The sequence below is a fragment of the Actinomadura sp. NPDC048955 genome (assembly GCF_040649435.1).
In the GTDB taxonomy this organism is placed as follows: Bacteria; Actinomycetota; Actinomycetes; order Streptosporangiales; family Streptosporangiaceae; genus Spirillospora; species Spirillospora luteofluorescens.
In genome coordinates this window covers 239030-259144 of the sequence record NZ_JBEZJI010000005.1, presented here as the reverse complement: position 1 = coordinate 259144, position 20115 = coordinate 239030, and the positions used below count along the sequence as shown (strand labels likewise).

Here is a 20115-nt window from a genome sequence, read left to right as displayed (position 1 = left end):
CCTGTCATGAAGAAGAAGATCGTGGTGGTGGCGGCCCTGCTCGCCGGGCTGCTGGCCGGGGTCACGGCCCCGGCCCACGCGGACAACATCCTGGCCAACGCCGGGTTCGAGAGCGGCTCGCTCAGCCCCTGGACGTGCGACGGCGGGTCGGTCGTGACCAGCCCCGCGCGGACGGGCGGCCACGCGCTCGCGGGCGGGGTGTCGGCCGGGAGCACCGGCCAATGCGCCCAGACCGTGAGCGTGAAGGCGAACACCGCGTACACGCTGTCGGCCTGGGTGCGCGGCAGCTACGTCTACCTCGGCGTGACGGGCGGGGCGTCCACGTGGACGCCGTCCGCCGCCGACTTCACCAAGCTGTCGGTGGCGTTCACGACCGGCGCCGGCCAGACGTCCGTGCAGATCTTCCTGCACGGCTGGTACGGCAACGGCGCCTACTACGCCGACGACGTCGCCCTCGACGGTCCCGGAGGCGAACCGCAGCCGGGGGTCCCGGGCGTGCCCGAGGCACCGAAGGCCGGCGCCGTCACCGACGGCTCGATCGCCCTGCAATGGGGGGCGTCGTCCGGGACGGTCACCGGGTACCGCGTCTACGAGGGCGCCACGGTCAGGGCGACGGTCACCGGGACGGGCACCACCGTGTCGGGTCTGGCGGCGTGCAGCTCGCACACGTTCACGGTCGCCGCCTACAACGACGTCGGCGAGTCGGCGAAGTCCGGGCCGGTCAGCGCGCGGACCAGCGGCTGCACCGACACCGGGCTCCCCCGGCACGCGCTCGTCGGCTACCTGCACGCGAGCTTCGCCAACGGCTCCGGCTACGTGCGGATGGCGGACGTCCCGGACGCGTGGGACATCATCGACCTCGCGTTCGGCGAGCCGACGTCCGTCACCTCCGGCGACATCCGGTTCACCCGCTGCCCCGCGAGCGAGTGCGCGAACGTGGAGAGCGACGAGGAGTTCGTCGCCGCGATCCGCGCGAAGCAGGCGCAGGGCAAGAAGGTGCTGATCTCGATCGGCGGCCAGAACGGCCAGGTGCAGCTCACGACGGCGGCCGCGCGGGACGCGTTCGTCCGGTCGGTCTCGGCCATCATCGACAGGTACGGGCTGGACGGCCTGGACGTCGACTTCGAGGGCCACTCGCTCTACCTGAACGCGGGCGACACCGACTTCCGCAACCCGACCACCCCGGTCATCGTCAACCTGATCTCGGCGCTCAGGTCGCTGAAGGCGAAGTACGGGGCGAAGTTCGTCCTGACGATGGCGCCCGAGACGTTCTTCGTGCAGGTCGGGCACCAGTTCTACGGCGGCGCGGGCGGCGGCGACAACCGGACGGGCGCGTACCTGCCGGTGATCGACGCGATGCGGGACGACCTCACCGTCCTGCATGTCCAGGACTACAACTCCGGTCCGGTGATGGGCCTGGACGGCCAATACCACACCATGGGCGGCGCCGACTTCCACATCGCGATGACCGACATGGTGAAGGCCGGGTTCCCGGTCGCGAACACCGGCCGCACGTTCCCGGGGCTGCGCCCCGACCAGATCGGGATCGGCCTGCCCGCGGCGGTCAGCGCCGGCAACGGGCACACGCCGCCCGCCCAGGTGCAGCAGGCCGTGAACTGCCTGGTCAAGGGGCAGGGCTGCGGCTCCTACACGCTGCGCGGCGGGACGTCCCCCGACCTGCGCGGGCTGATGACGTGGTCGATCAACTGGGACCGCTACTACGGCTGGGAGTTCATGAACAGCCACGAGCCCTTCCTGAACGGCCTCCCCTGACGCGCCGTCCCTGACCCGCCCCCCGCCTCCTTCACCGGAACCCACCCCCACCGGAAGGAAACCCATGCGATCGACCCGCAGGAAGGCCGCCGTCGCGGCGGCCGCCGTGCCGGCCGCGTCCGCGCTGGTCGTGCTCGGTACGGCGACCGCCGCGAGCGCGCACGGCACGATGTCCGATCCGCCCAGCCGCGTGTACGTGTGCAACCAGGAGGGCCCGGAGAGCCCGGACTCGGACGCCTGCAAGGCGGCCGTCGCGGCCAGCGGCGCGCAGGCCTTCTACGACTGGAACGAGGTGTCGCTGCTGGACGCGGGCGGGCGGCACCGGGAGATCATCCCGGACGGGCGGCTGTGCAGCGCCGGGCGGGCCAAGTACCGGGGCCTGGACCTCCAGCGCGCGGACTGGCCCGCCAGGCCGATGAGGGCGGGGCAGCAGACGATCACCTACCGCGCGTCCGCGCCGCACGGGGACAGCGACTTCGAGTTCTACCTCACCCGCGACGGCTGGGACCCGACGCAGCCGCTGCGCTGGGGCGACCTCGTCCCGCTGGCGAGCTTCACGCACCAGAACCCGTCCGAGTACACCAACTGGACGCTGAACATCCCGCCGCGGACGGGCCGCCACATCCTGTACTCGATCTGGCAGCGGGTGCTGGGCAGCCAGGAGGCGTTCTACACCTGCTCCGACGTCGACTTCGGCGGGACGAACACCCCGACGCCGACCCCCACGCCGACTCCCACGCCGACCGAGACCCCGACACCGACCCCGACGCCCACACCGACCGAGACACCGGGCGGCACGTGGAAGGCAGGGACGTCCTATGCCGCGGGCGACCGGGTGACCTACGGCGGCGCGACCTACGCGTGCCGCCAGGCGCACACGGCGATCGCCGGCTGGGAGCCCCCCACCACGGCCGCGCTCTGGCAGCCGGTCTGACGAGCCCGCCACCATGAGGCGCGGTCTGACGACGTCCGGCTCGCTGGCGCTGATCGCCGCGTGCGTCGCCCTGCTCGCGGTCCAGTGCGGGGCCGGCGGCGGTCCGCCGTCGCCGGTCCCCGTGCGGGCGCGCGGCGGGGCCGGGTTCAACTCCACCGACGTGATGTTCCTGCAGATGATGGTCCCGCATCAGGGCCAGGGCGTGAAGCTCGCGCGGACGGCCCGCGGGCGCCCCGTCCGGCCCGAGGTCGCGACGCTGGCCGCGGCGATCGAGACGACGCAGCTCGCCGAGATCAGGGACATGGCGGGGCGGCTGCGGGGCTGGCACCGGCCGCCGACGGCGGACCCGCACTCCCACGACCACGACTCGCACGGCGGGATGCCCGCGACCACCGACGCCGAGCTGAGATCCCTGGCGAGGACGCCGCCGGACCGGTTCGAGCGCGCGTTCCTCGACCTGCTGATCGCCCACCAGGACGACGCCGTCCAGCTGGCGCGGCTGGAGACCGGCAGGGGCGAGGACGCGTGGACGAGGCGGCTCGCGGGGCGCGTCGACAGGTCGCGCTCGGCCCAGATCGACCGGATGCTGACGCTCCTCGGCTCCCCGGCCCCGAAGAACCACCCCCAGAAGTAGGTGTTCGGCATGCGCAGATTAATCGGAATCCTTCTGACCTTCGTGGTCGTGGCGGCGCTGGCCGTCGCGCCCGCGCGGGCGGCCGACCGGCTGACGGCGGTCTTCAGCCTGTCCGGCACGACCGGCAAGTACGTGGTCAGCAACCCCGGGACGGCCGACGTCAGCGGCTGGAAGCTCGTCTTCCAGCTGCCCGCCGGGGTGACGGCGGGCAACCCGCAGAACGCCGCGCTGTCGCAGAACGGCACGAAGGTGACGCTGACCCCGGCGTTCTACATCAACACCGTCAAGGGCGGCGGGAGCACCGAGCCCTACAGCCCGACGTTCACGCTCAGCTCCGCCGCCCAGCCGACGAGCTGCACGCTCAACGGCGCGAACTGCGACGGGACGGGTGAACCGCCGCCCGCGCCCGCGGGCGTCACCGCGGAGTACACGGTCAGCGGCACCCAGGCCAAGTTCGTCGTCGCGAACCACACCGCCGCGTCGATCAGCAACTGGTCCGTCGTGTTCGACCTGCCGGCCGGCGTGACCGCGAGCGGCGCCGACAACGGGACGGTCAGCCAGAGCGGCACCACGGTCACCCTCACCCCCGTCTACTACAACTCCACGATCGGGGCCGGGCGGACGACCGAGCCCTACAGCCCGACGTTCACCGTCAGCAGGTCCGGCGCCGAACCGACGAGCTGCCGCGTCAACGACGTCAACTGCGACGGCGCGGCCGACGCGCCGCCGGGCGCGCCCGGCGGCCTGAGGTCCACGGTCAGGACGACCAAGACCGTCTCCCTGGCCTGGGACGCGGCGAAGGCGGGCAGCCTGCCGGTCACCGCGTACGAGGTCTACAACGGGTCGGCGCTCGCGGCGACCGTCCCGGAGACGAACGCCACCGTCACCGGGCTCACCCCGAACACCGAGTACACGTTCACGGTGAAGGCCCGCGACCGCAAGGGGAACCTGTCCCCCGCCAGCGCGCCCGTCACCGTCAAGACCAACGACCCGGCCGCCGACACCCAGGCGCCGTCGGTGCCGGCCGGGCTGCAGAGCACCGGCAAGGACTCCGCCAGCGTGAAGCTCGCGTGGACGGCCTCCACCGACAACACCGGCGTCGCGAACTACGACGTGCTGGTGGACGGGAAGGTCGCCACGACCGTGGCCGGGACGAGCGCCACGGTCGCGGGCCTGTCACCGTCCACCGAGTACGCGTTCGCCGTCCGGGCGCGCGATCTGTACGACAACGTGTCGGCGGCGAGCGCGGCGGTGAAGGTGAAGACCGACGACGTGGTCGGCGACGGCTACGCGCGCGTCGGCTACTTCGTCCAGTGGGGCATCTACGGCCGCCAGTACTTCGTGAAGAACCTGGACACCACCGGCAACGCCGCCCGCCTCACCCACATCAACTACGCGTTCGCCAACGTCGACCCGGTCAACCTGACCTGCCTGCAGGGGGTCACGAAGGGCACCACGGCCGACCCGCAGGACCCGAGCCAGGGCGACGGGGCGGGCGACGCCGAGGCCGACTACGGGCGCCCGTTCAGCGCCGCCCAGTCGGTGGACGGCGTGGCCGACACGGGCTGGGAGAAGCTGCGCGGCAACTACAACCAGCTGAAGAAGCTCAAGGCCAAGTACCCGAAGCTGAAGGTGCTGATCTCGATCGGCGGCTGGACGTACTCCAAGTACTTCTCCGACGTCGCCAGGACCGACGCGTCCCGCAGGAAGTTCGCCGCGTCCTGCATCGACACCTACATCAAGGGCAACCTGCCCGACTACAACGGCGCGGGCGGCCCGGGCACGGCCGCGGGCATCTTCGACGGCATCGACCTCGACTGGGAGTGGCCGGGCGCCGAGGGCCACGCCGGCAACCACGTCAGCCCGGACGACAAGCACAACAACACGCTGCTCATCGCCGAGTTCCGCCGCCAGCTCGACGAGCTGACCAGGTCGACCGGCAAGCGGTACCTGCTGTCGGCGTTCACCCCGGCCGACCCGGCGAAGATCGACGCCGGCTGGGAGCTGGCGGAGGTCGCCAAGTCCATGGACATCTTCAACGTCCAGGGCTACGACTTCCACGGCGCGGGCAGCGACAACTCCTGGGAGCCCAACCGGACGGGCCACCAGGGCAACCTCTACGCCGACACCGACGACCCGTACCCGTTCCACTTCAGCGTCGAGAACGCGGTCAAGCCGTACCTGGACGCCGGGGTCAACCCACGCAAGCTGACGCTCGGCCTCGCCTATTACGGCCGCGGCTGGCAGAACGTGACCGACGGCGGCAAGAGCGGCGAGTGGCAGGCCGCGAAGGGCGCGGCGCCCGGCCAGTTCCAGGAGGAGGCCGGGACGCGCGGCTACAGCAACCTGATCGCCAGCGTGCCCGACTGCAGGGTCGTGCACGACGAGCAGGCGGTGGCGACGTCCTGCTACACCGGCGACAACGGCCAGTGGTGGACGTTCGACGACGCCTGGTCCATCCAGAAGAAGACCGCCTGGCTGCGGAGCAAGAACCTGCTCGGCGCCATGATCTGGGAGATGTCCGGCGACCCGGGCGTCCTGACCAAGGCCCTCGACGACGGCCTGAAATGACCGAGCCTGAAATGACCGAGCCTGACCTGACGGCCTGAGCCCGTCCCGTCCCCGATCCCAGGGCCGGCGTCGCTGCCCCGCTCGCGGCGCCGGCCCTGTTCCATGCCCGGAAGACGTTCCGAGGTCAGGGGGTCTTCTCCGGCTCGGGGGTACCGGGGTTCCGCGTCCGGCCCTGCGGGTCGGTCATGCTCTCGTTCGCCGCGCCGACCGAGGTGACGTCGGTGACCTTCCACTCGCCGCCGCGGCGGGCGAGCCGCATGTCGAGGTAGGAACCGAGGACGCGGCGGGTGCCCGCCGTGCTGTGCACCTCGGAGTCCATGACGACGACCGCCTTGGCGGTCCCCGACTCGATCTCGCCCAGGTAGACGGTCCGGACGGTGGCCGTCGCGTCCGCCTTCAGCTTGGCGATGACGCCTTCCAGCCCGCCGGTGAACGCCTCGTCGTAGGTCTTGGCGAAGTCGTCGGACGCCAGCGCGAGGACGCGGTCGCGCGCGTCGCGCAGCTTCGTGTGGTCGTAGCTGAGCAGCGCCCGGCCGAACTCGGCGGCGCCGGCCCTGATCTGCCGCTTCTCCTCGTCCCGCTGCGCCGCCTGGTGGGCCTGGCGCCATTGCAGCCCGGCCGTGACGACGGTTCCGACGAGCGCCACGGCGACCGTCGCCCTGACCAGCTCCGCCTTGCCGGGGATCCAGCGCCGGGAAGGACGCACGGCCTCTGGCTTCTTCTCGGTCTCTGGCTTCTCCTCGGCTTCTGGCTTCTCCTCGGCCTCGTCGGTCGGGGCATCGTCCGGCTCGCGCTCTTCCTCGGCGCTGTCCTTCACAGGGGTGTCGGTCTTGCTCACGGGTCCTCCAGGGGTCAGCGGGAACGGCGGCGCAGGGCGGCGCGGAGGGCGTTGAGGACGGCGGCGATGACGATCAGGGCGCCGAGCAGGGGCGGCAGGAGGAGCGGCCAGTCCGTGGACGGGCGTTTCCCGTCGGCGCCCACCGGGCGCATGGCGCCGTCGGGCGCGCTGCCGTCGGGCGGCCGGGCGCCGGACCTCGTCCCGGAGCGCGGCTTCGACTCCGCCTTCGCGGCCTGGCCGTCCTTGGGGCCGCCGGCACCGCACAGGGTGAGGCGGGGCGCCGTGGGCCTGGCGGCCGGGCCGGTGTACTCGGGCGGCGCCTTCGCCGGTCCCGTCAGCGTGATCACGGGGGTGACGCGCAGGTACTTGCCGGTCGCGTCGGTCGCGGTGACGTCCGCGACGAGCGCCCGCAGCGTCGGGACGAGCCGCAGCACGTGCCGGATCTTCTCCTCGTTGGCGGGCGTCAGCAGCGGCGCGGTGGGCGTGGCGGCGGCCGTGAGCAGGCAGTCCAGGCCGGGGCGCGCGTCCTGGAGGAGCCCGTGCAGGTTCGCCAGGGTGCCGGGCCCGGTGGCGAGAACGCTGTCGAGGTCGCGGGCGGACCGCCGCAGGGACGCGGTGAGCAGGGCGAGGTCGTCGATGCCGGAGCCGAGGTCGCCGCGGTGGGCGGTGAGCGTCGCGGTGAGGCGGGTGAGCTCGCGCGACAGCGCGTCCAGCGTGCCGGCGTCGGCGGCGAGGGTGCCGGTCAGCCGGTGCGTGTCGGAGATCATGTCGTGCAGGTCGGTGCCGCGCCCGTCGAGCCCGGTGGCCAGCTCGTGGACGAGCGTGCGGGTGTCGCGCGGGTCGACGGCGTCGAGGGTCCGGCCGAGGCCCTCGAACAGCCGCCTGTAGTCGGTCGTCCCGGCGGTGCGGGCCAGCGGGATGTGGTCGCCGGCCCGCAGCGTCCGGGACCCGCCCGCCCGTGGCGGCGCGGGGGTCAGCTCGATGTACGGTTCGCCGATCGCGGACTTGCGCTGGACGCGGGCGCCGACGTCGGCGGGGATCCGCGCGCCGCGGTCGAGGTCGAGGGTGACGGCGACGTGGTCGCCGCGCAGCCGCACGGCCCCGACCGCGCCGACGCGGACGCCCAGGTGGGTGACCTCCAGGTCGCCGTGCAGGCCGGGTGAGGAGGCGAAGTCTGCGGTGACGGTGAAGGGCCGTTCGAGCGCGTCGATGTGGATCACGCTGCGCACCGCCCAGACCGCGAGGGCGACGCCGAGCACCGCGAAGAACACGAGGTTGACGGCGACCCGCGGGTATCTCATCGGCGGGAGTCTCATGGGGCGGGCCTCAGCAGTCCGCCGAGGCTCCGCCGCGGGGCGGAGGCGGCGGCATTCGGATGCGGCAGGAACCCCTTGATCCACAGGAAGAGCAGGGCCTGCCCGCTGGAGGACACCGAGGGCCCGTCGAGGAAGTCCAGCACCGTCCCGGCGAGCGTCTTCAGCTCGTCGCGCCCCCGCAGCGCGGCGGCCAGCAGATCGTCGGCGCGCCTGAGCAGGACGGCGAGCCGCGCGGCGTGCCGCTGCTGCACCCTGGCGTTGACCGAGGTCGCGAGCTTGAGCAGGGCCTGCACGGCGCGTTTCAGCTCGGCGCGGTCGTTCTGGAGGCGGCGCGTGGCGAGCGCGACGTCGCCGGGCAGCCGTCCGAGCTCGCCCGAGCCCGCGCCGAGCGACCGCCCGAGGCGTCCGAGGGAGTCCAGGGCCCGGCCGAGATCGGCGCTGGCGGCGGCGTACTCGTCGCCGACGTCGGCGGCGCGGGCGATGAGCGTGTTGAGCCTGCGCCCCTTGCCGCCGAGGGCGGTCGCGGACTCGGCGCTGATCGTGGCGACGTCCTGACCGGCGAGGGCGGCCAGGAGCGGGCCGACCTTCTCGCTGATCTGCTCCAGGTCCGGCTGGACGGACGTGCGGCCGAGCACGGCGCCGGACGCCAGGAACGGCCCGCCGTCCAGACGGCGCCCCGGAGGCAGGTCGAGCCGCACGTAGTTCTCACCGAGCAGGGACGACTTCGCGATCGTCGCCGTGGTGCCGGTGGGAACGCGCCGTTGCAGCGACATGGTGACGCGGGCCCGGAACCCGGCCAGCCGGATGCCGGTGACCGTCCCGACGCGGATGTCGGCGACCTGGACGCTGTGCCCGACGACGAGGCTCTGGACGTCGTCGAAGGTGGCGCGCAGGGTGGTGTCGCCGCGCGGCGCGCCCGCCGTCCGCAGCGAGCAGCCCGCCGCCAGGACGGCCACGAGCACGCACGCCGCTCCCCGTCTCACGTTCTTCATCGCGGCCCTCCCGGTGCCGGGCGGCAGTCGGCGAGCGCCGGGGCGTCCCGCGCGCACGGGACGGTCCCCCAGCCCATCGCGGTGAACAGCGGCTGGAGCCAGGCCCGGACGGTGGCGTGGACGGCGACGCGGATGGTGGCGACGTGGTTGCGGCGGTCCCATGCCTGGACGGCGACGTCGGCGAACCGGCCGAGCCCGTCGATGGCCTGGGTGAGCGCGGCGGCGTTGCCCTTGAGGCCGAGCACGATGTTGGACAGGTCGGCGACCGTGTCCGGGAGCGTCTCCCGGTAAGCGGTGATCAGCACGTCGCTCCTGCGCATCGCGGCGGCGAGCCCCGCCACGAAGTCGCGGAGCCGGGTGCGCTCCTCGGAGAGCGTCCCGCTGGTCGTGGAGAACGACCGCAGCAGGTCCGACAGCTGCCGGTCGCGTCCGTTGAGGTTCGCGGCGAGATCGTGCAGGCCCCGCGCCAGCGACGCGATCCTCGTGTCCTGGGCCGCCAGGTCGCGGGTGAGGCCGGACGTGTCGTGCAGGGCGCCGTTGATGCCCTCGCCCCGCCCGCGCACGGCGCCCGCGGCGCGGTGGACGGCGGGCCCCAGCGCGGCGCCGTCGATCGACTCGCCGAGCCGGGCGAACGCGGCGAGCGCGTCGTCGATCTCCACCGGCAGCTCGGTGCGCTCCTGCGGGACGACGGCGCCGGGCGCGGCCTTCGGCATCCCGGGCCTCCACACCGGGTGCAGCGACACGAACCGCTCGCCGAGCACGTCGGAGGAGTCGATCGCGGCGTGCACCCCGGCCGGGACGGGGACGGACCGCTCGACCTCGATGTCCACGCGGACCCGGTTCCCCTGGTCGGTGACGGACGTGATCGTCCCGGCGTCGGCGCCCATCACCTTCACCCGCGACTTCTCGTAGAGGGAGGGCGCCTTCGCGAAGTACACCGTCATGGGGTAGCCGGGCTCGGAGCCGACGCCGCAGCCGCCGAGGGCCGCGGTCAGCGCGAGCACGAGGCCCATCGCGGCGGGGCGTGCCGTCGCCGGTCTCATCGCCGTGCCTCCTCGGGTGCGACGCGGGCGAGTTCGGCGAGGTCCTTCGGCGACAGCGGGCCGAGGCCGGTGGCGACGACCTCCAGCCACGGCCCGCGCCCGCCGGTGCCGGCCAGGCCGGAGAGGGTGGGCCCCGCCCAGGCGAGCAGGGAGTTGAAGTCGCCGGTCGCGGGGCGGAGCGTGCCGAGGGTGCCGCGCAGGTCGGCGACGAGGGACAGCAGCTTCTCCTGCCGGTCGTCGATGAGCCGGGTGAGGGCCGCGACCGTCCGGTCGCTTCCGCCGAGGAAGGCGGCGAGCTCGGCGCGGCGCGTGCGCAGCTCGTCCAGCATGGCCTGGACGTTGGTCAGCAGCCGGGACAGCTCCGCGTCCTTGGCGCGCGCGAGCTCGAGGAGGCGGTCGCCGTTGGCGAGCAGCTTCCCGATCTGCGGATCGGCGTCGTGCACGGTCTCGGCGAGGCCCGCCAGGTTCGTCAGGGCCCGGCCGAGCCGTCCCCGGTCGCCCGCGCCGACGCCGTTCAGCTCGCCGACCAGCTTGTTGATCGCCCTGGTGTCGAGCCGGGAGATCGTGCGGGTGGAGGCGTCCAGCACGTCGGAGGCCGTCGTCGGCACCTGGGTGCGGTCGAGGGGGATGCGGCGCCGGTCCTCGGGCAGGTCGGCCAGGTGCGGGTCCGCGACGGGGCCGGACAGGCGCAGGTAGCGCCCGCCGAGCACGTTGGCGACCTTGATCTCCGCGCGGGTCGCCGGGCCGAGGGCGACCCCGCCGTCGACCTTCCAGGCGACGAGCACGTGTCCGTGCCGGTGGTCGGGGGTGACGGAGCCGACCTCGCCGACCCGGACCCCCGCCACCCGGACCTCGTCTCCGGCGCGCAGGCCGCCGGTCGCGGCGAAGATCCCCGTGACGGTGTAGCGGTCCTGGAACAGCCCGCGGGTGCCGACCAGGTACACCGAGACGACCAGCGCGGCGAGCGTGCCCGCCGAGACCAGCCCGACCGCGACCCGGTCGCGGTCGCGGAACGACTTCAGCGCCACGGCGTCCCCCCGACCATCAGGTTCTCCAGCTCCTTCGGCGTGTCGACGCGCCCCTCGCGCGGGCCGGGCAGGCGCGTCGGGTACGGGCACGGCGGCGCCGCCAGCGTCAGGCAGGGGATGGCGGCCTCCACGTAGCCGCCGTTGTCGACGGCCGCGAAGATGTGCTGGAGCTTGGGCGTCACCGACCGCATGACCTCCAGGACCGTGCCCCTGTTGCGGCCCACCCCGGACGCGAACGCCGACAGCTTGTCCACGACCAGGGAGAGTTCGCGCTCGTTGCCCGCGAGGAGCGAGTCGGAGGTGCGGGCCAGGGCCGCGAGCTGCACGAGGGTGGCGTCGATCAGCCGCCGGTTGCCGTCGAACGCGCCGCTCAGGCTGACCAGGTCGTCCACGGCGGAGCCGATCTGCCGGTCGCGCCGGGCGATCACGCCGGTGACGGTCGCGTAGTCGGCGAGCATCCGGCGCAGCATCGCGCGCCGCCGCGCGAGCGTGGCCGCCAGCGTGTCGATGTCGGCGATCAGCCGGTCGACGTTTCCGGCGTTTCCGTCGAGCGCCTCCGACAGCGACACGAGGACGGTGTTGACCTGCCTCGGGTCCAGGCTCCTCACGAGCGGGCCGAGCTGGTCGAGCAGTGCGCTTCCGTCCCCGGCGGAGCGGGTCCGCGTGATGTGCGCGCCGTGCCGCATCGTCGCCGCGCTCTTGCCGGGCACCAGGTAGACGACGCGGCGCCCCATGGCGTCGCGCCAGCGGATCGCGGCCTCGCTGTCGGCGGGGATCTCCACCGAGTCGCGGACGGTGAGGCTCACGCGGGCCCTGCCGTCCACGACCTCCACCCCGTCCACGCGGCCGACCGGCGCCCCGGCGATCTTCACCTCGTCGCCCTTCGCCAGGCCGCTGGCGTCGTCGAAGGTGGCGGTCAGGTGCCAGCCGCCGGAGGTGTCCACGCGGGCGATCTGCATCCCGATGACCGCGGTGAGGACTCCGGTGACCGTCACGAACAGCGCGAGCCGGACGACGAGCCCGGCGCGGGCGCCTTTGGACAGGGTGGACGCCATGTCACCGCCCTCCGTCCGGGGTGCCGTAGGGGCCGCAGATCCCGAGGACCAGTTCGCAGGGGTCGGTCGGCAGCAGCCCCTGGGAGCGCAGGTAGTTCTTGCCGCCGGGCCCCTTCAGCGAGGTCAGCTCGCCGTAGAGGGGCAGCAGGCGGTTCCCGGTCCGGACGGCGTCGCCGACGAGGCCGAGCTGCGCGTAGATGATGCGGGCGGTGCGCTCGGACGAGCGGAACGCCTCGCCGAGCTGCCCGCCGCGCTTGTCGAACCCGTGCGCTACCAGCAGCGACACGTCCGACAGCCCGTTCGCGAAACCGGCGAGCCTGCCGCGTCCCCGCGCCGCCGCCCCGATCAGCGCGCCGGCGTCCCCGGAGATCGCCACCAGCTCGTCCCCGCGGCTCGACAGCGTCCCGGACAGGTCGGCCGCGTCGCCGGCGAACCGGCGGGCGTCCTTCCGGTTGCGGTAGGCGACGTCCAGCAGGACGCCGGTCTGGTCGATGGTCTGCCGCAGCCGCGCGCCCTGCCCGTCGAGCCCGGTCGCGACGGTGTGCACGATCGTGCCGACCTCCCGCGCGTCGACGGCGCCGAGGCCCGCGTCGGCGCGGGCGAGCAGGTCGGACAGGTCGCGCGGGTCGGACGTGCGGGCGATCCGCGCGCCCGAGGCCAGGTAGGGGCCGGTGGCGGCGTGCGCGCCCGGCACGAGGTCGACGAACTTGGGGCCGAACGCCGACGCCGGCTCGACGGACGCGGTGACGGTGTCGGGGACGCGGGTCCCGGCGTCCAGGCGGAGCCGGAGCCGGGCCCGGCCGCCGCCGGTCAGCTCCACCGCCGACACCGACCCGACCGTCACGCCGTGGACCTTGACCGGGGCGCCGGAGCCGAGGCCCTGCCCGGCGCGGCCGAACTCGGCGGTCAGCACCGTCCCGGGGTCGCGGCCCGGCCGGGCCACCAGCACGTACAGCACGGCCGCGGCGGCGGCCAGCGTCACCGCGCTGATGAGCAGCCGGCGCGGCAGCGGCATCTCGTCGTCGGTCATCCGGTGAGCCTCACGGTCGCGCCGCCGCCCCAGAAGACGTAGGACAGCAGCAGGTTCAGGGCGACGATCACGATGATGGACAGCCGGATCGCGCGGCCCGCCGCGCGTCCCACCCCGGCCGGGCCGCCGGTCGCGTAGTAGCCGTAGTAGCAGTGGATGGTGATCACGGCGAAGGCGAACACCGCGACCTTGACCGCGCTGTAGACGAGGTCGATCGTCGGCAGGTAGAGCCGGAAGTAGTAGTCGTAGACGCCGGGCGCGAGGTCGAAGAAGCCGGTGCTGATCAGCCGGGTCGCGAAGAAGCTGGCGAACAGGGCGATCAGGTACAGCGGCACGAGCGCGATCAGCGCCGCCACGACCCGGGTGCACACCAGGTAGGCGAACGAGCCGATGCCCATGACCTCCAGGGCGTCGATCTCCTCGGAGATGCGCATCGCGCCCAGCTCGGCGGTGAACGCCGACCCGCACTGCGCCGCGAGCGCCGTCGCGGCGATCACCGGGGTGATCTCCCGGACGTTGGCGAACGACCCGACGAGCCCCATGAACGACTGCGCGCCGATCGACTGGAGCCCGGTGTAGCCCTGCAGGCCGACCTCGGTCCCGACGAAGAACGCCATCGTGAAGATCACGAAGATCATGCCGCCGCCGACGACGCTGGCGCCGACGCCCACCACGACGTCGCTGACGTGCCGGGCGACGGTCTTGGCGTACTTGCGGCGCAGCAGCAGGTCGCGCACCGTGTACAGCAGGATCCGGTAGACGAACACCGGCCACCGGGAGAGGTCCCCGGACCTGTCCAGCGCCGCCGCCCCGGCCCGGGCGGCGCGCGGCGCCATCCTCCGCATCGTGGGCAGGCCGGCCATCAGATACGCGGCGGGAACGCGACGAAGTACACCGTCGTGATCACGTAGTTGAGGGCGAACACCAGCATGAACGCGACCACGATCGCGCGGTTGACGGCGCGGCCGACCCCGACCGGGCTCGCCGCGCAGCTCATCCCCATGTGGCAGGCGACGACGGCCGCGACCACGCCGAACAGCCACGATTTCAGCAGCGTCACCAGCAGGTCGGACGTCTGGAGCAGGGAGACCGCGCCGTCGAAGTAGGCGCCCGGCGTGACGTCCTGGAGCAGCACGTTGAACACGAACCCGCCGGCCGCCCCCGCGACGATGACCAGCGAGGCCAGCAGGGTCGAGACGAGGCTCGCCGCCCACAGCCGGGGCGTGACGAGCCGGTGCACGGGGTTGACGGCCATCGCCTCCATGGCCGACAACTCGTCCCGGATCCGGCGGGCGCCCATGTCGGCGGTCATCGCCGAGCCCCCGGCTCCGGCGATGATCAGCGCGGCGGCGATCGGCGCGACCTCGCGCACCAGCCCCACCACGACGGCGCCGCCGGTCGCCGACTGCGCGCCGAGCTGCGCCGCGAGCTGCCCGACCTGAAGCGCGACGGTCGCGCCGAGCGGCAGCGACACGAGGATCACCGGAAGGCTCGTCACCCGGGCGAGGAACCAGGCCTGCTCGGCGAACTCCCACGCCCAGGTCCGCACGTCCCAGGTCCGGCGGACGGCCTCCAGGGCGATCACGAACAGCTCGCCGACCTCGCCCAGCAGGCCGTGCACCCGGCGCGGGAGGGAGACGACGGGCATCGGGGCTCCACCTCCTGCGCGGGGACGGGCCGCCCGGGGGTCGGGCGGCGCCGGGGGCCGGGACGGAAGCCGGCGGTCCCGCGTGCGTCTGGCGCGAAGACGGGGATCACGCGGGGCCGCCGGTGTCTCGGGGGCACACCGAACCCTAGAGCCTTATTGGCGGTGCGGCAATAGCTTATTGGCGATCCGCCAATAAGATCTCGCGGCGAGGCCGCGCCCGGTGTGGGGCGCGGCCTCGGAGGGCCTGCTCACCGGGCGGCGGTCACCAGCGGTCGAGGTGGAGGATCTCCTCCAGCGGGACCCGCGAGGCCGGCCGGAACGTCTCGCCGGTGTAGTAGGCGGTCGGGATGAGCGCTCCCTGGCGGACGTCCTCGGGCAGGCCGAGCAGCTCGGCGACCTCCCGCTCGTAGGCCAGGTGCAGGGACGTCCAGGCGGTGCCGAGCCCGCGGGCGCGCGCCGCGAGGGCGTAGTTCCAGACGGCGGGAAGCAGCGAGCCCCACAGCCCCGCCTGGTTGCCCTCCGGCAGCCGCCCGCCGGGCACCCGCAGGCACGGGATCACCAGGACCGGCACGTCCCCCATGCGGTCGGCCAGGTAGGCGGCGCTCTCCCCGACGCGGCGCTGCACCTCGGCCCGCTCGCCCTCGTACTGCGCGCCGCCGGCCCCGCCCGCCTGCGCGTACGCGGCGAACGCGCGCCGGTAGCGCTCGCCGATCTCCGCGCGGGTGCCGGGGTCGGTGACGACGATCCACTGCCAGCCCTGCCGGTTGCTGCCGCTCGGCGCCTGCAGCGCGATCTCCAGGCACTCGCGGACCAGCTCCATGGGGACGGGCCGGTCGAGGTCGAGGCGCTTGCGCACGGTGCGCGTCGTGGTCAGCAGCTCGTCCGGGCTCAGCGGCAGCGTCGTCCTGCCCTCGTCAGTCGTCATGCCCCCATCGTCCCCAGGCGCCCCTGGGGTTACCCGGCGCGGGGGCCGTGGTCAGCCGGTGCGGGGGCCGCGGTCAGCCGGCGTCGATGACCGGGTTGAGGAAGACGTCCTTCGCCTCCTGCGGGGTGAGGCCGGTGCGGCCGGTGAGGTCGTTGCGCGCGTCGGTGAAGCGGAACCGGTAGCCGCCGGGCGGCAGGTGGCCGATCTCCCACCAGTTGCCGTCGAGGTCCTTGAGGTAGAACGAGTAGACGCCGTGCTGGCGGACGGGCTTGTTGAGCTCCCTGACCCCGTACTCCTCGGACACCTCCGCTATCTCGCGGTACGCCTCGTCCACCTCCTCGTCGCTGCCCACGTCGATCCCGTTGTGGTAGAGCAGCGGCATGTCGGGGCGGTCGGACCTGGACTCCACGCACACGTAGGTGTGGTCGCCGCCGAGCCGCGCGTAGAGGACCGCCGTCATCGGCTGGACGACCTCCAGGCCGAGCACCTCCTCGTAGAAGCGCCGCGTCGCCGCCACATCGGTGATCTTGAGCGTGCCGTGCGAGAGGAAACGCGACCTGATCGCGGGTTCCCTGGTCGAGCGATGCGTTATCCCCGGCATTTCCCCTCCGATCCGCCGCTTTACGAGCGGCGAGCGAGAAACCTTTCTCATCCATTTCACGGCAGGAATGCGAATCAGGGAAGGCCTGCGGCCGATGGTGGAGATGATGCGAGAGCTACTAGTCTGTCGGAATGCTTCCCGCTTTGGGTGTTTCCTCCGCATCGTCCAGGCTTGGGTGGCTCGATGCGCTGCGGGGGGCCGCCGCCCTGGCGGTCGCGCTGCACCACGCGAGCTACGTGTACCTGCCCGATCTCCGGGTGCGGCTCGCCGACTGGTTCGACCCCGGCCTGTTCGGAGTGCTGGTGTTCTTCCTTGTCAGCGGCTACATCGTGCCCGCCTCGCTGGAACGGCGCGGCAGCGTGCGCGGGTTCTGGGTCGGCCGGTTCTTCCGCATCTACCCGCTGCTCGCCGTGACCTGCCTCCTCGCCGTCCTGCCGTTCCTGCTGGGCGTCCTCGGGCTCCGCGCCGGGCTGGAGCAGTACTCCCCCGCGACCGCCGTCCTCGCGCACATGACCATGCTGCAGGACGTCCTGAACGTCCCGAACGCGATGAACGTGCTGTGGACGCTGTCCTACGAGATGGCCTTCTACCTGCTGGTCGTCGCGCTGTTCGTCGTCGGCGGGCACCGCCGCTCGGCGCCGGCCGCCGCCGTCCTCACGGTCGTCGCGCTGGTGGCGGTCGCGCTGACGGCCTGCGGGCTGCTGACGGGCGCGTACGCCCCCACCGCCCTGCTGTCGCGCACCGCCGGGACGGGTCCGGTGGTCGCGGTGACGGTGGCCGCCCTGGCGGTGGCGATCCCGGCGGCGTCGTCCGGGCGTCCCGCGCCGCGCGTCGCGGGCGGGCTGCTCGGCGGGCTGCTCGCGCTCGCGCTCGTCGCGGTCAACGGCCGCGTCGGCGCGTGGGAGGGCCTGCTCATGCTGGCGGCCATGTTCATGGGCACCGCCGTGCACCGCGCCGAGCACGGCCAGATCTCGCGGCGCACGGCCGGGGCGACGGGCGCGGTGGTCCTGACGGGCGCGCTCGCCGCCGGGACGTGGAACGCGGCCTCCTACGGCCGCAACGCCCAGCTCGTGTGGTGCGGCGCGGTCCTGGCGGCGGCCGCGACGTTCGCGGCGGGCTGGCGGCTCCGGCACCGGCGCTTCCCCGCCTGGGCGACCGGTCTCGGCACCATCAGCTTCTCGGTGTACCTGCTGCATCCGCTGCTGCTGATGGTGGCGGCGCAGTTCTTCGACGTCTCCGGACGCGAGGACGCGGCCGGCCTCGCCTTCTTCATCCTCGTCCTGATCGCGGCGAGCTGGGCCTCGCAGCGCTGGATCGAGGCCCCCGCCCAACGGCTCGGAAGGCGCCTGGCCCGCCCGTCCACGCCGGACACGCGGCCGGCGCAGCACGCCCTCGCCTCCTGACCAAGCACGGCCGTTCCACCGGCCGCGCTTAATCGAGTGCAGTGATTTATGGCGCTCTGTCACCATGGCGCGGTGAGCATCTGGCTTGAGGCATTGGTCGTCCGGCACACCCATCGCATTCCCGCGCCGCCCGGTCCGTCCGGAGAAGGGGCGGCGGTCGCGCGGCAGTTCGACGCCGCGCTGATGTCGGCCGGCTTCAAGCTGTCCGGGGACGTCCTGCGCGCCCTGTCGGGGCTGGCGGACCAGACCGTCCGGAGCGTCGCGGTGCGCACGCTCGCGACCGTCCGCGAGATGGCGGGCGACCACGTCCAGCACAACACCTACTTCCGCGACTTCCCGCGCAACGTGCCCGACACCCTGGACTTCTGGCTCGGGCTCCTCCACGAGACGCTGCAGGACGCCAAGCTCGCGCCGGCGGCACGCGAGTCGCAGCGCGGCGGCGTCCTCGACCTGCTCGCGCTCAAGGGCTACGGCCGCTACCAGCACACCTACGAGGAGATGCTGGCGGCGCAGGACGAGCTGGTCGCCGCCGCGGGCGACCGGGTGACCGTCCTGCACCTCGGGCGGGCCCTCGCCGAGGAGGCCGCGGAGCTGTACCTGCGGCTCGCGGAGAGCACCACGCCGCTGGGCGAGGAGGACCTGGACACGCTCGGGAAGCTGGCCGCGCACCACACCGGCGGCCCGCACCCGGAGCGGATCCCCGTCCGGGAGAACCGCGCCGTCATCAACCGGGTCCGCCTGACGCTGGGCGCCGGCCTCCTCGTCGACACGGTCACCGACGTGCTGCGCCTGGCGTGCGCGCTGTCGGACGGCGACGTGACCCTCCAGGAGCCCACCCGCTTCGTGTCGATGCCGCGTCCCGTGCGCCGGGCACTGCTCGCCGCGCTCGACGGCGTCGTGCGCGACGACCCCGGCAAGCTCGGCGACGTCGCCGCCCGGCGCGAGCCGTGGAAGCGGCTCGGCGAGCGGCTCCACCCGCACGAGCACCCGAAGTGGCCCGGGGCCGCGGACGTGTTCGCGGTCGCCCGTGGTGAGAAGAAGGCGCCGTCGTTCGCGGCGCGCTTCGAAGCGCGGCTGGCGTCCGAGGACGTCGAGGGCGCCGCGCGCGTCGCGGCGGGCGCGCCCGGCATGCTGTTCCGGTCCCTGGACCGGCTCCTGCGCCTCGCGCCGGACTCCCAGGACGCGGTGCTGGACACGGCCGAGTCCGTGATCGGCCGCGTCTCGGGCCGGGTGCTGCTGTCGGTGCGGGAGCACCTGCTCAACCGCGCCGCCGAGCCCGGGCGGACGCGGCTGTTCGCCAACCGGCTCGGCCGCGGCGTCACCCTGCCCGACACCCGCCCGCCCCTGGACCCCGGCGCGGCGGAGCGGCTCACGGCGCTGCTGGACGGCGAGATCCGGGACCGCCTCCCGTCCGTCGGCCGCCTGGTCGTCGACCCCGCCGTGCTCGACGTCGCGCTCCCGCTCAGCGGGAAGTCCGCCGGGAAGGGGCTCAACGTCCTGCCGCGCGGCTCGGTGACGCCCGTGGACGGCGAGCTGCTGCGCTTCTTCGTCTACTGGCGGCAGCGCGAGCGCAGGACGGACTTCGACCTCTCCGTGCTCATGCTCGGCGAGGACTACGGCGACCCCGAATGGATTTCCTACACCAACCTCAAGTCCGTGGCGGGAGAGCATTCCGGCGACATCACCAACGCCCCCGAAGGCGCCTCGGAGTTCATCAACCTGACCCTCGCCAAGATCGAGGCCCGGTTCATCGTCCCGCAGGTGGACATCTATTCCGGGGAGAGTTTCGAACAGGTCGAGGAGTCGTTCTTCGGGTTCATGCTGCGCGACGGGGAGCAGAAGGGGCGCCCGTTCGAGGCGCGGACCGTCCGGATGAAGTCGGAGCTGCGCGGGCCGGGCCGGGTCGCGCTGCCGCTGGTGTTCCTGCGCGGCGACGACGGCCGGTGGCGCGCCAAGTGGCTGCACCTGCACCTGAAGGGCGCGCCGGAGTTCAACCGGGTGGAGGACAACCGCGTGACGACGGCGGAACTGCTGCGCGGCATCGTGGAGCGCCGCCACCTGACCGTCCGCCACCTGGTGGACCTGCTCGGCGCCGGCGAGACGACCCTCTGGGACGGCACGCCGCCCGGCGAGCCGGTCGTGTTCATCGGCCTGGAACGCCCGGACGGCCTGCACGAGGACTCCACGGTCTACACGCCGGAAAACCTGAGTGACCTGATCCCGGCCTGACTGATAAAGTCGACATGCGAGGCCATGAAGGGGCTTCCTTCTCATCCCTGATAGGCAACCAGCCCTTTCGCTTTCCTCGCTTCTGACAGAAACGG

The 20115-nt window shown here is 73.3% G+C and carries 17 protein-coding genes; 6 read left to right on the top strand and 11 right to left on the bottom strand.

From position 1 onward, the window contains the following. Positions 1–6: 6 nt before the first annotated feature. From AB0C84_RS08140 to AB0C84_RS08125, 4 genes are all read left to right on the top strand, one after another. A complete protein-coding gene (locus tag AB0C84_RS08140; RefSeq protein ID WP_361062629.1) occupies positions 7–1773 on the top strand; it encodes a glycoside hydrolase family 18 protein in 1767 nt (588 codons plus the stop codon). 64 nt (positions 1774–1837) lie between these two features. Then, complete coding sequence (locus AB0C84_RS08135) at positions 1838–2707, top strand: lytic polysaccharide monooxygenase (protein ID WP_361062626.1); 870 nt, start codon at positions 1838–1840, stop codon at positions 2705–2707. Between the two features lie 13 nt (positions 2708–2720). Further along, positions 2721–3341: a DUF305 domain-containing protein gene (locus tag AB0C84_RS08130; protein ID WP_361062623.1), complete on the top strand. Its 621-nt coding sequence runs from the start codon at positions 2721–2723 to the stop codon at positions 3339–3341. A gap of 9 nt (positions 3342–3350) precedes the next feature. After that, complete coding sequence (locus tag AB0C84_RS08125) at positions 3351–5912, top strand: glycosyl hydrolase family 18 protein (protein WP_361062620.1); 2562 nt, start codon at positions 3351–3353, stop codon at positions 5910–5912. A 124-nt stretch (positions 5913–6036) separates the two neighbouring features. Here AB0C84_RS08125 and AB0C84_RS08120 read toward each other — a convergent pair whose 3' ends face one another. The 11 genes from AB0C84_RS08120 to AB0C84_RS08070 all read right to left on the bottom strand — a co-directional run bounded on the left by AB0C84_RS08120 (position 6037) and on the right by AB0C84_RS08070 (position 16388). Then, positions 6037–6750, bottom strand: a complete 714-nt coding sequence (locus AB0C84_RS08120; RefSeq protein WP_361062617.1) for a hypothetical protein — start codon at positions 6748–6750, stop codon at positions 6037–6039. Positions 6751–6764: 14 nt separating this feature from the next. Next, positions 6765–8051 carry an MCE family protein gene (locus AB0C84_RS08115; RefSeq protein WP_361062614.1) on the bottom strand — a complete coding sequence of 429 codons (1287 nt, stop codon included), beginning with the start codon at positions 8049–8051 and terminating at the stop codon, positions 6765–6767. Positions 8052–8062: 11 nt separating this feature from the next. Next, positions 8063–9058: an MCE family protein gene (locus AB0C84_RS08110; RefSeq protein ID WP_361062611.1), complete on the bottom strand. Its 996-nt coding sequence runs from the start codon at positions 9056–9058 to the stop codon at positions 8063–8065. Beyond that, positions 9055–10101, bottom strand: a complete 1047-nt coding sequence (locus AB0C84_RS08105; RefSeq protein ID WP_361062608.1) for an MCE family protein — start codon at positions 10099–10101, stop codon at positions 9055–9057. Before AB0C84_RS08105 ends, AB0C84_RS08110 begins: the two co-directional genes overlap by 4 nt. Continuing rightward, positions 10098–11129 (bottom strand): MlaD family protein, encoded by a 1032-nt coding sequence (locus AB0C84_RS08100; RefSeq protein WP_361062605.1) that lies wholly within the window; start codon positions 11127–11129, stop codon positions 10098–10100. Before AB0C84_RS08100 ends, AB0C84_RS08105 begins: the two co-directional genes overlap by 4 nt. Next, a complete protein-coding gene (locus tag AB0C84_RS08095; RefSeq protein ID WP_361062602.1) occupies positions 11120–12184 on the bottom strand; it encodes an MCE family protein in 1065 nt (354 codons plus the stop codon). The genes AB0C84_RS08100 and AB0C84_RS08095 overlap by 10 nt, the downstream gene beginning before the upstream one ends. Before the next feature lies 1 nt (position 12185). Next, on the bottom strand, positions 12186–13214 hold the full coding sequence (locus tag AB0C84_RS08090; protein ID WP_361062599.1) for an MCE family protein: 1029 nt from the start codon (positions 13212–13214) through the stop codon (positions 12186–12188). Next, positions 13211–14050, bottom strand: a complete 840-nt coding sequence (locus AB0C84_RS08085) for an ABC transporter permease (protein WP_361062596.1) — start codon at positions 14048–14050, stop codon at positions 13211–13213. Before AB0C84_RS08085 ends, AB0C84_RS08090 begins: the two co-directional genes overlap by 4 nt. Positions 14051–14076: 26 nt before the next feature. Further along, complete coding sequence (locus AB0C84_RS08080) at positions 14077–14862, bottom strand: ABC transporter permease (RefSeq protein ID WP_361062593.1); 786 nt, start codon at positions 14860–14862, stop codon at positions 14077–14079. 262 nt (positions 14863–15124) lie between these two features. Further along, positions 15125–15787: a nitroreductase family protein gene (locus AB0C84_RS08075; protein ID WP_361062590.1), complete on the bottom strand. Its 663-nt coding sequence runs from the start codon at positions 15785–15787 to the stop codon at positions 15125–15127. A 73-nt stretch (positions 15788–15860) separates the two neighbouring features. Next, positions 15861–16388: a VOC family protein gene (locus AB0C84_RS08070; protein ID WP_218905653.1), complete on the bottom strand. Its 528-nt coding sequence runs from the start codon at positions 16386–16388 to the stop codon at positions 15861–15863. Between the two features lie 131 nt (positions 16389–16519). On the opposite strand from AB0C84_RS08070, the gene AB0C84_RS08065 reads away from it, so the two are divergent. After that, complete coding sequence (locus AB0C84_RS08065; RefSeq protein ID WP_361062586.1) at positions 16520–17791, top strand: acyltransferase; 1272 nt, start codon at positions 16520–16522, stop codon at positions 17789–17791. A 72-nt stretch (positions 17792–17863) separates the two neighbouring features. After that, positions 17864–20020 carry a hypothetical protein gene (locus tag AB0C84_RS08060; protein ID WP_361062583.1) on the top strand — a complete coding sequence of 719 codons (2157 nt, stop codon included), beginning with the start codon at positions 17864–17866 and terminating at the stop codon, positions 20018–20020. Positions 20021–20115: the final 95 nt, after the last annotated feature.

Coding starts and splice junctions, on each gene's coding strand:
- AB0C84_RS08140 (WP_361062629.1), top strand. CDS start 7: ATGAAGAAGAAGATCGTGGTGGTGGCGGCCCTGCTCGCCGGGCTGCTG.
- AB0C84_RS08135 (WP_361062626.1), top strand. CDS start 1,838: ATGCGATCGACCCGCAGGAAGGCCGCCGTCGCGGCGGCCGCCGTGCCG.
- AB0C84_RS08130 (WP_361062623.1), top strand. CDS start 2,721: ATGAGGCGCGGTCTGACGACGTCCGGCTCGCTGGCGCTGATCGCCGCG.
- AB0C84_RS08125 (WP_361062620.1), top strand. CDS start 3,351: ATGCGCAGATTAATCGGAATCCTTCTGACCTTCGTGGTCGTGGCGGCG.
- AB0C84_RS08115 (WP_361062614.1), bottom strand. CDS start 8,051: ATGAGATACCCGCGGGTCGCCGTCAACCTCGTGTTCTTCGCGGTGCTC.
- AB0C84_RS08110 (WP_361062611.1), bottom strand. CDS start 9,058: ATGAAGAACGTGAGACGGGGAGCGGCGTGCGTGCTCGTGGCCGTCCTG.
- AB0C84_RS08105 (WP_361062608.1), bottom strand. CDS start 10,101: ATGAGACCGGCGACGGCACGCCCCGCCGCGATGGGCCTCGTGCTCGCG.
- AB0C84_RS08095 (WP_361062602.1), bottom strand. CDS start 12,184: ATGGCGTCCACCCTGTCCAAAGGCGCCCGCGCCGGGCTCGTCGTCCGG.
- AB0C84_RS08090 (WP_361062599.1), bottom strand. CDS start 13,214: ATGACCGACGACGAGATGCCGCTGCCGCGCCGGCTGCTCATCAGCGCG.
- AB0C84_RS08085 (WP_361062596.1), bottom strand. CDS start 14,050: ATGGCGCCGCGCGCCGCCCGGGCCGGGGCGGCGGCGCTGGACAGGTCC.
- AB0C84_RS08080 (WP_361062593.1), bottom strand. CDS start 14,862: ATGCCCGTCGTCTCCCTCCCGCGCCGGGTGCACGGCCTGCTGGGCGAG.
- AB0C84_RS08075 (WP_361062590.1), bottom strand. CDS start 15,787: ATGACGACTGACGAGGGCAGGACGACGCTGCCGCTGAGCCCGGACGAG.
- AB0C84_RS08070 (WP_218905653.1), bottom strand. CDS start 16,388: ATGCCGGGGATAACGCATCGCTCGACCAGGGAACCCGCGATCAGGTCG.
- AB0C84_RS08065 (WP_361062586.1), top strand. CDS start 16,520: ATGCTTCCCGCTTTGGGTGTTTCCTCCGCATCGTCCAGGCTTGGGTGG.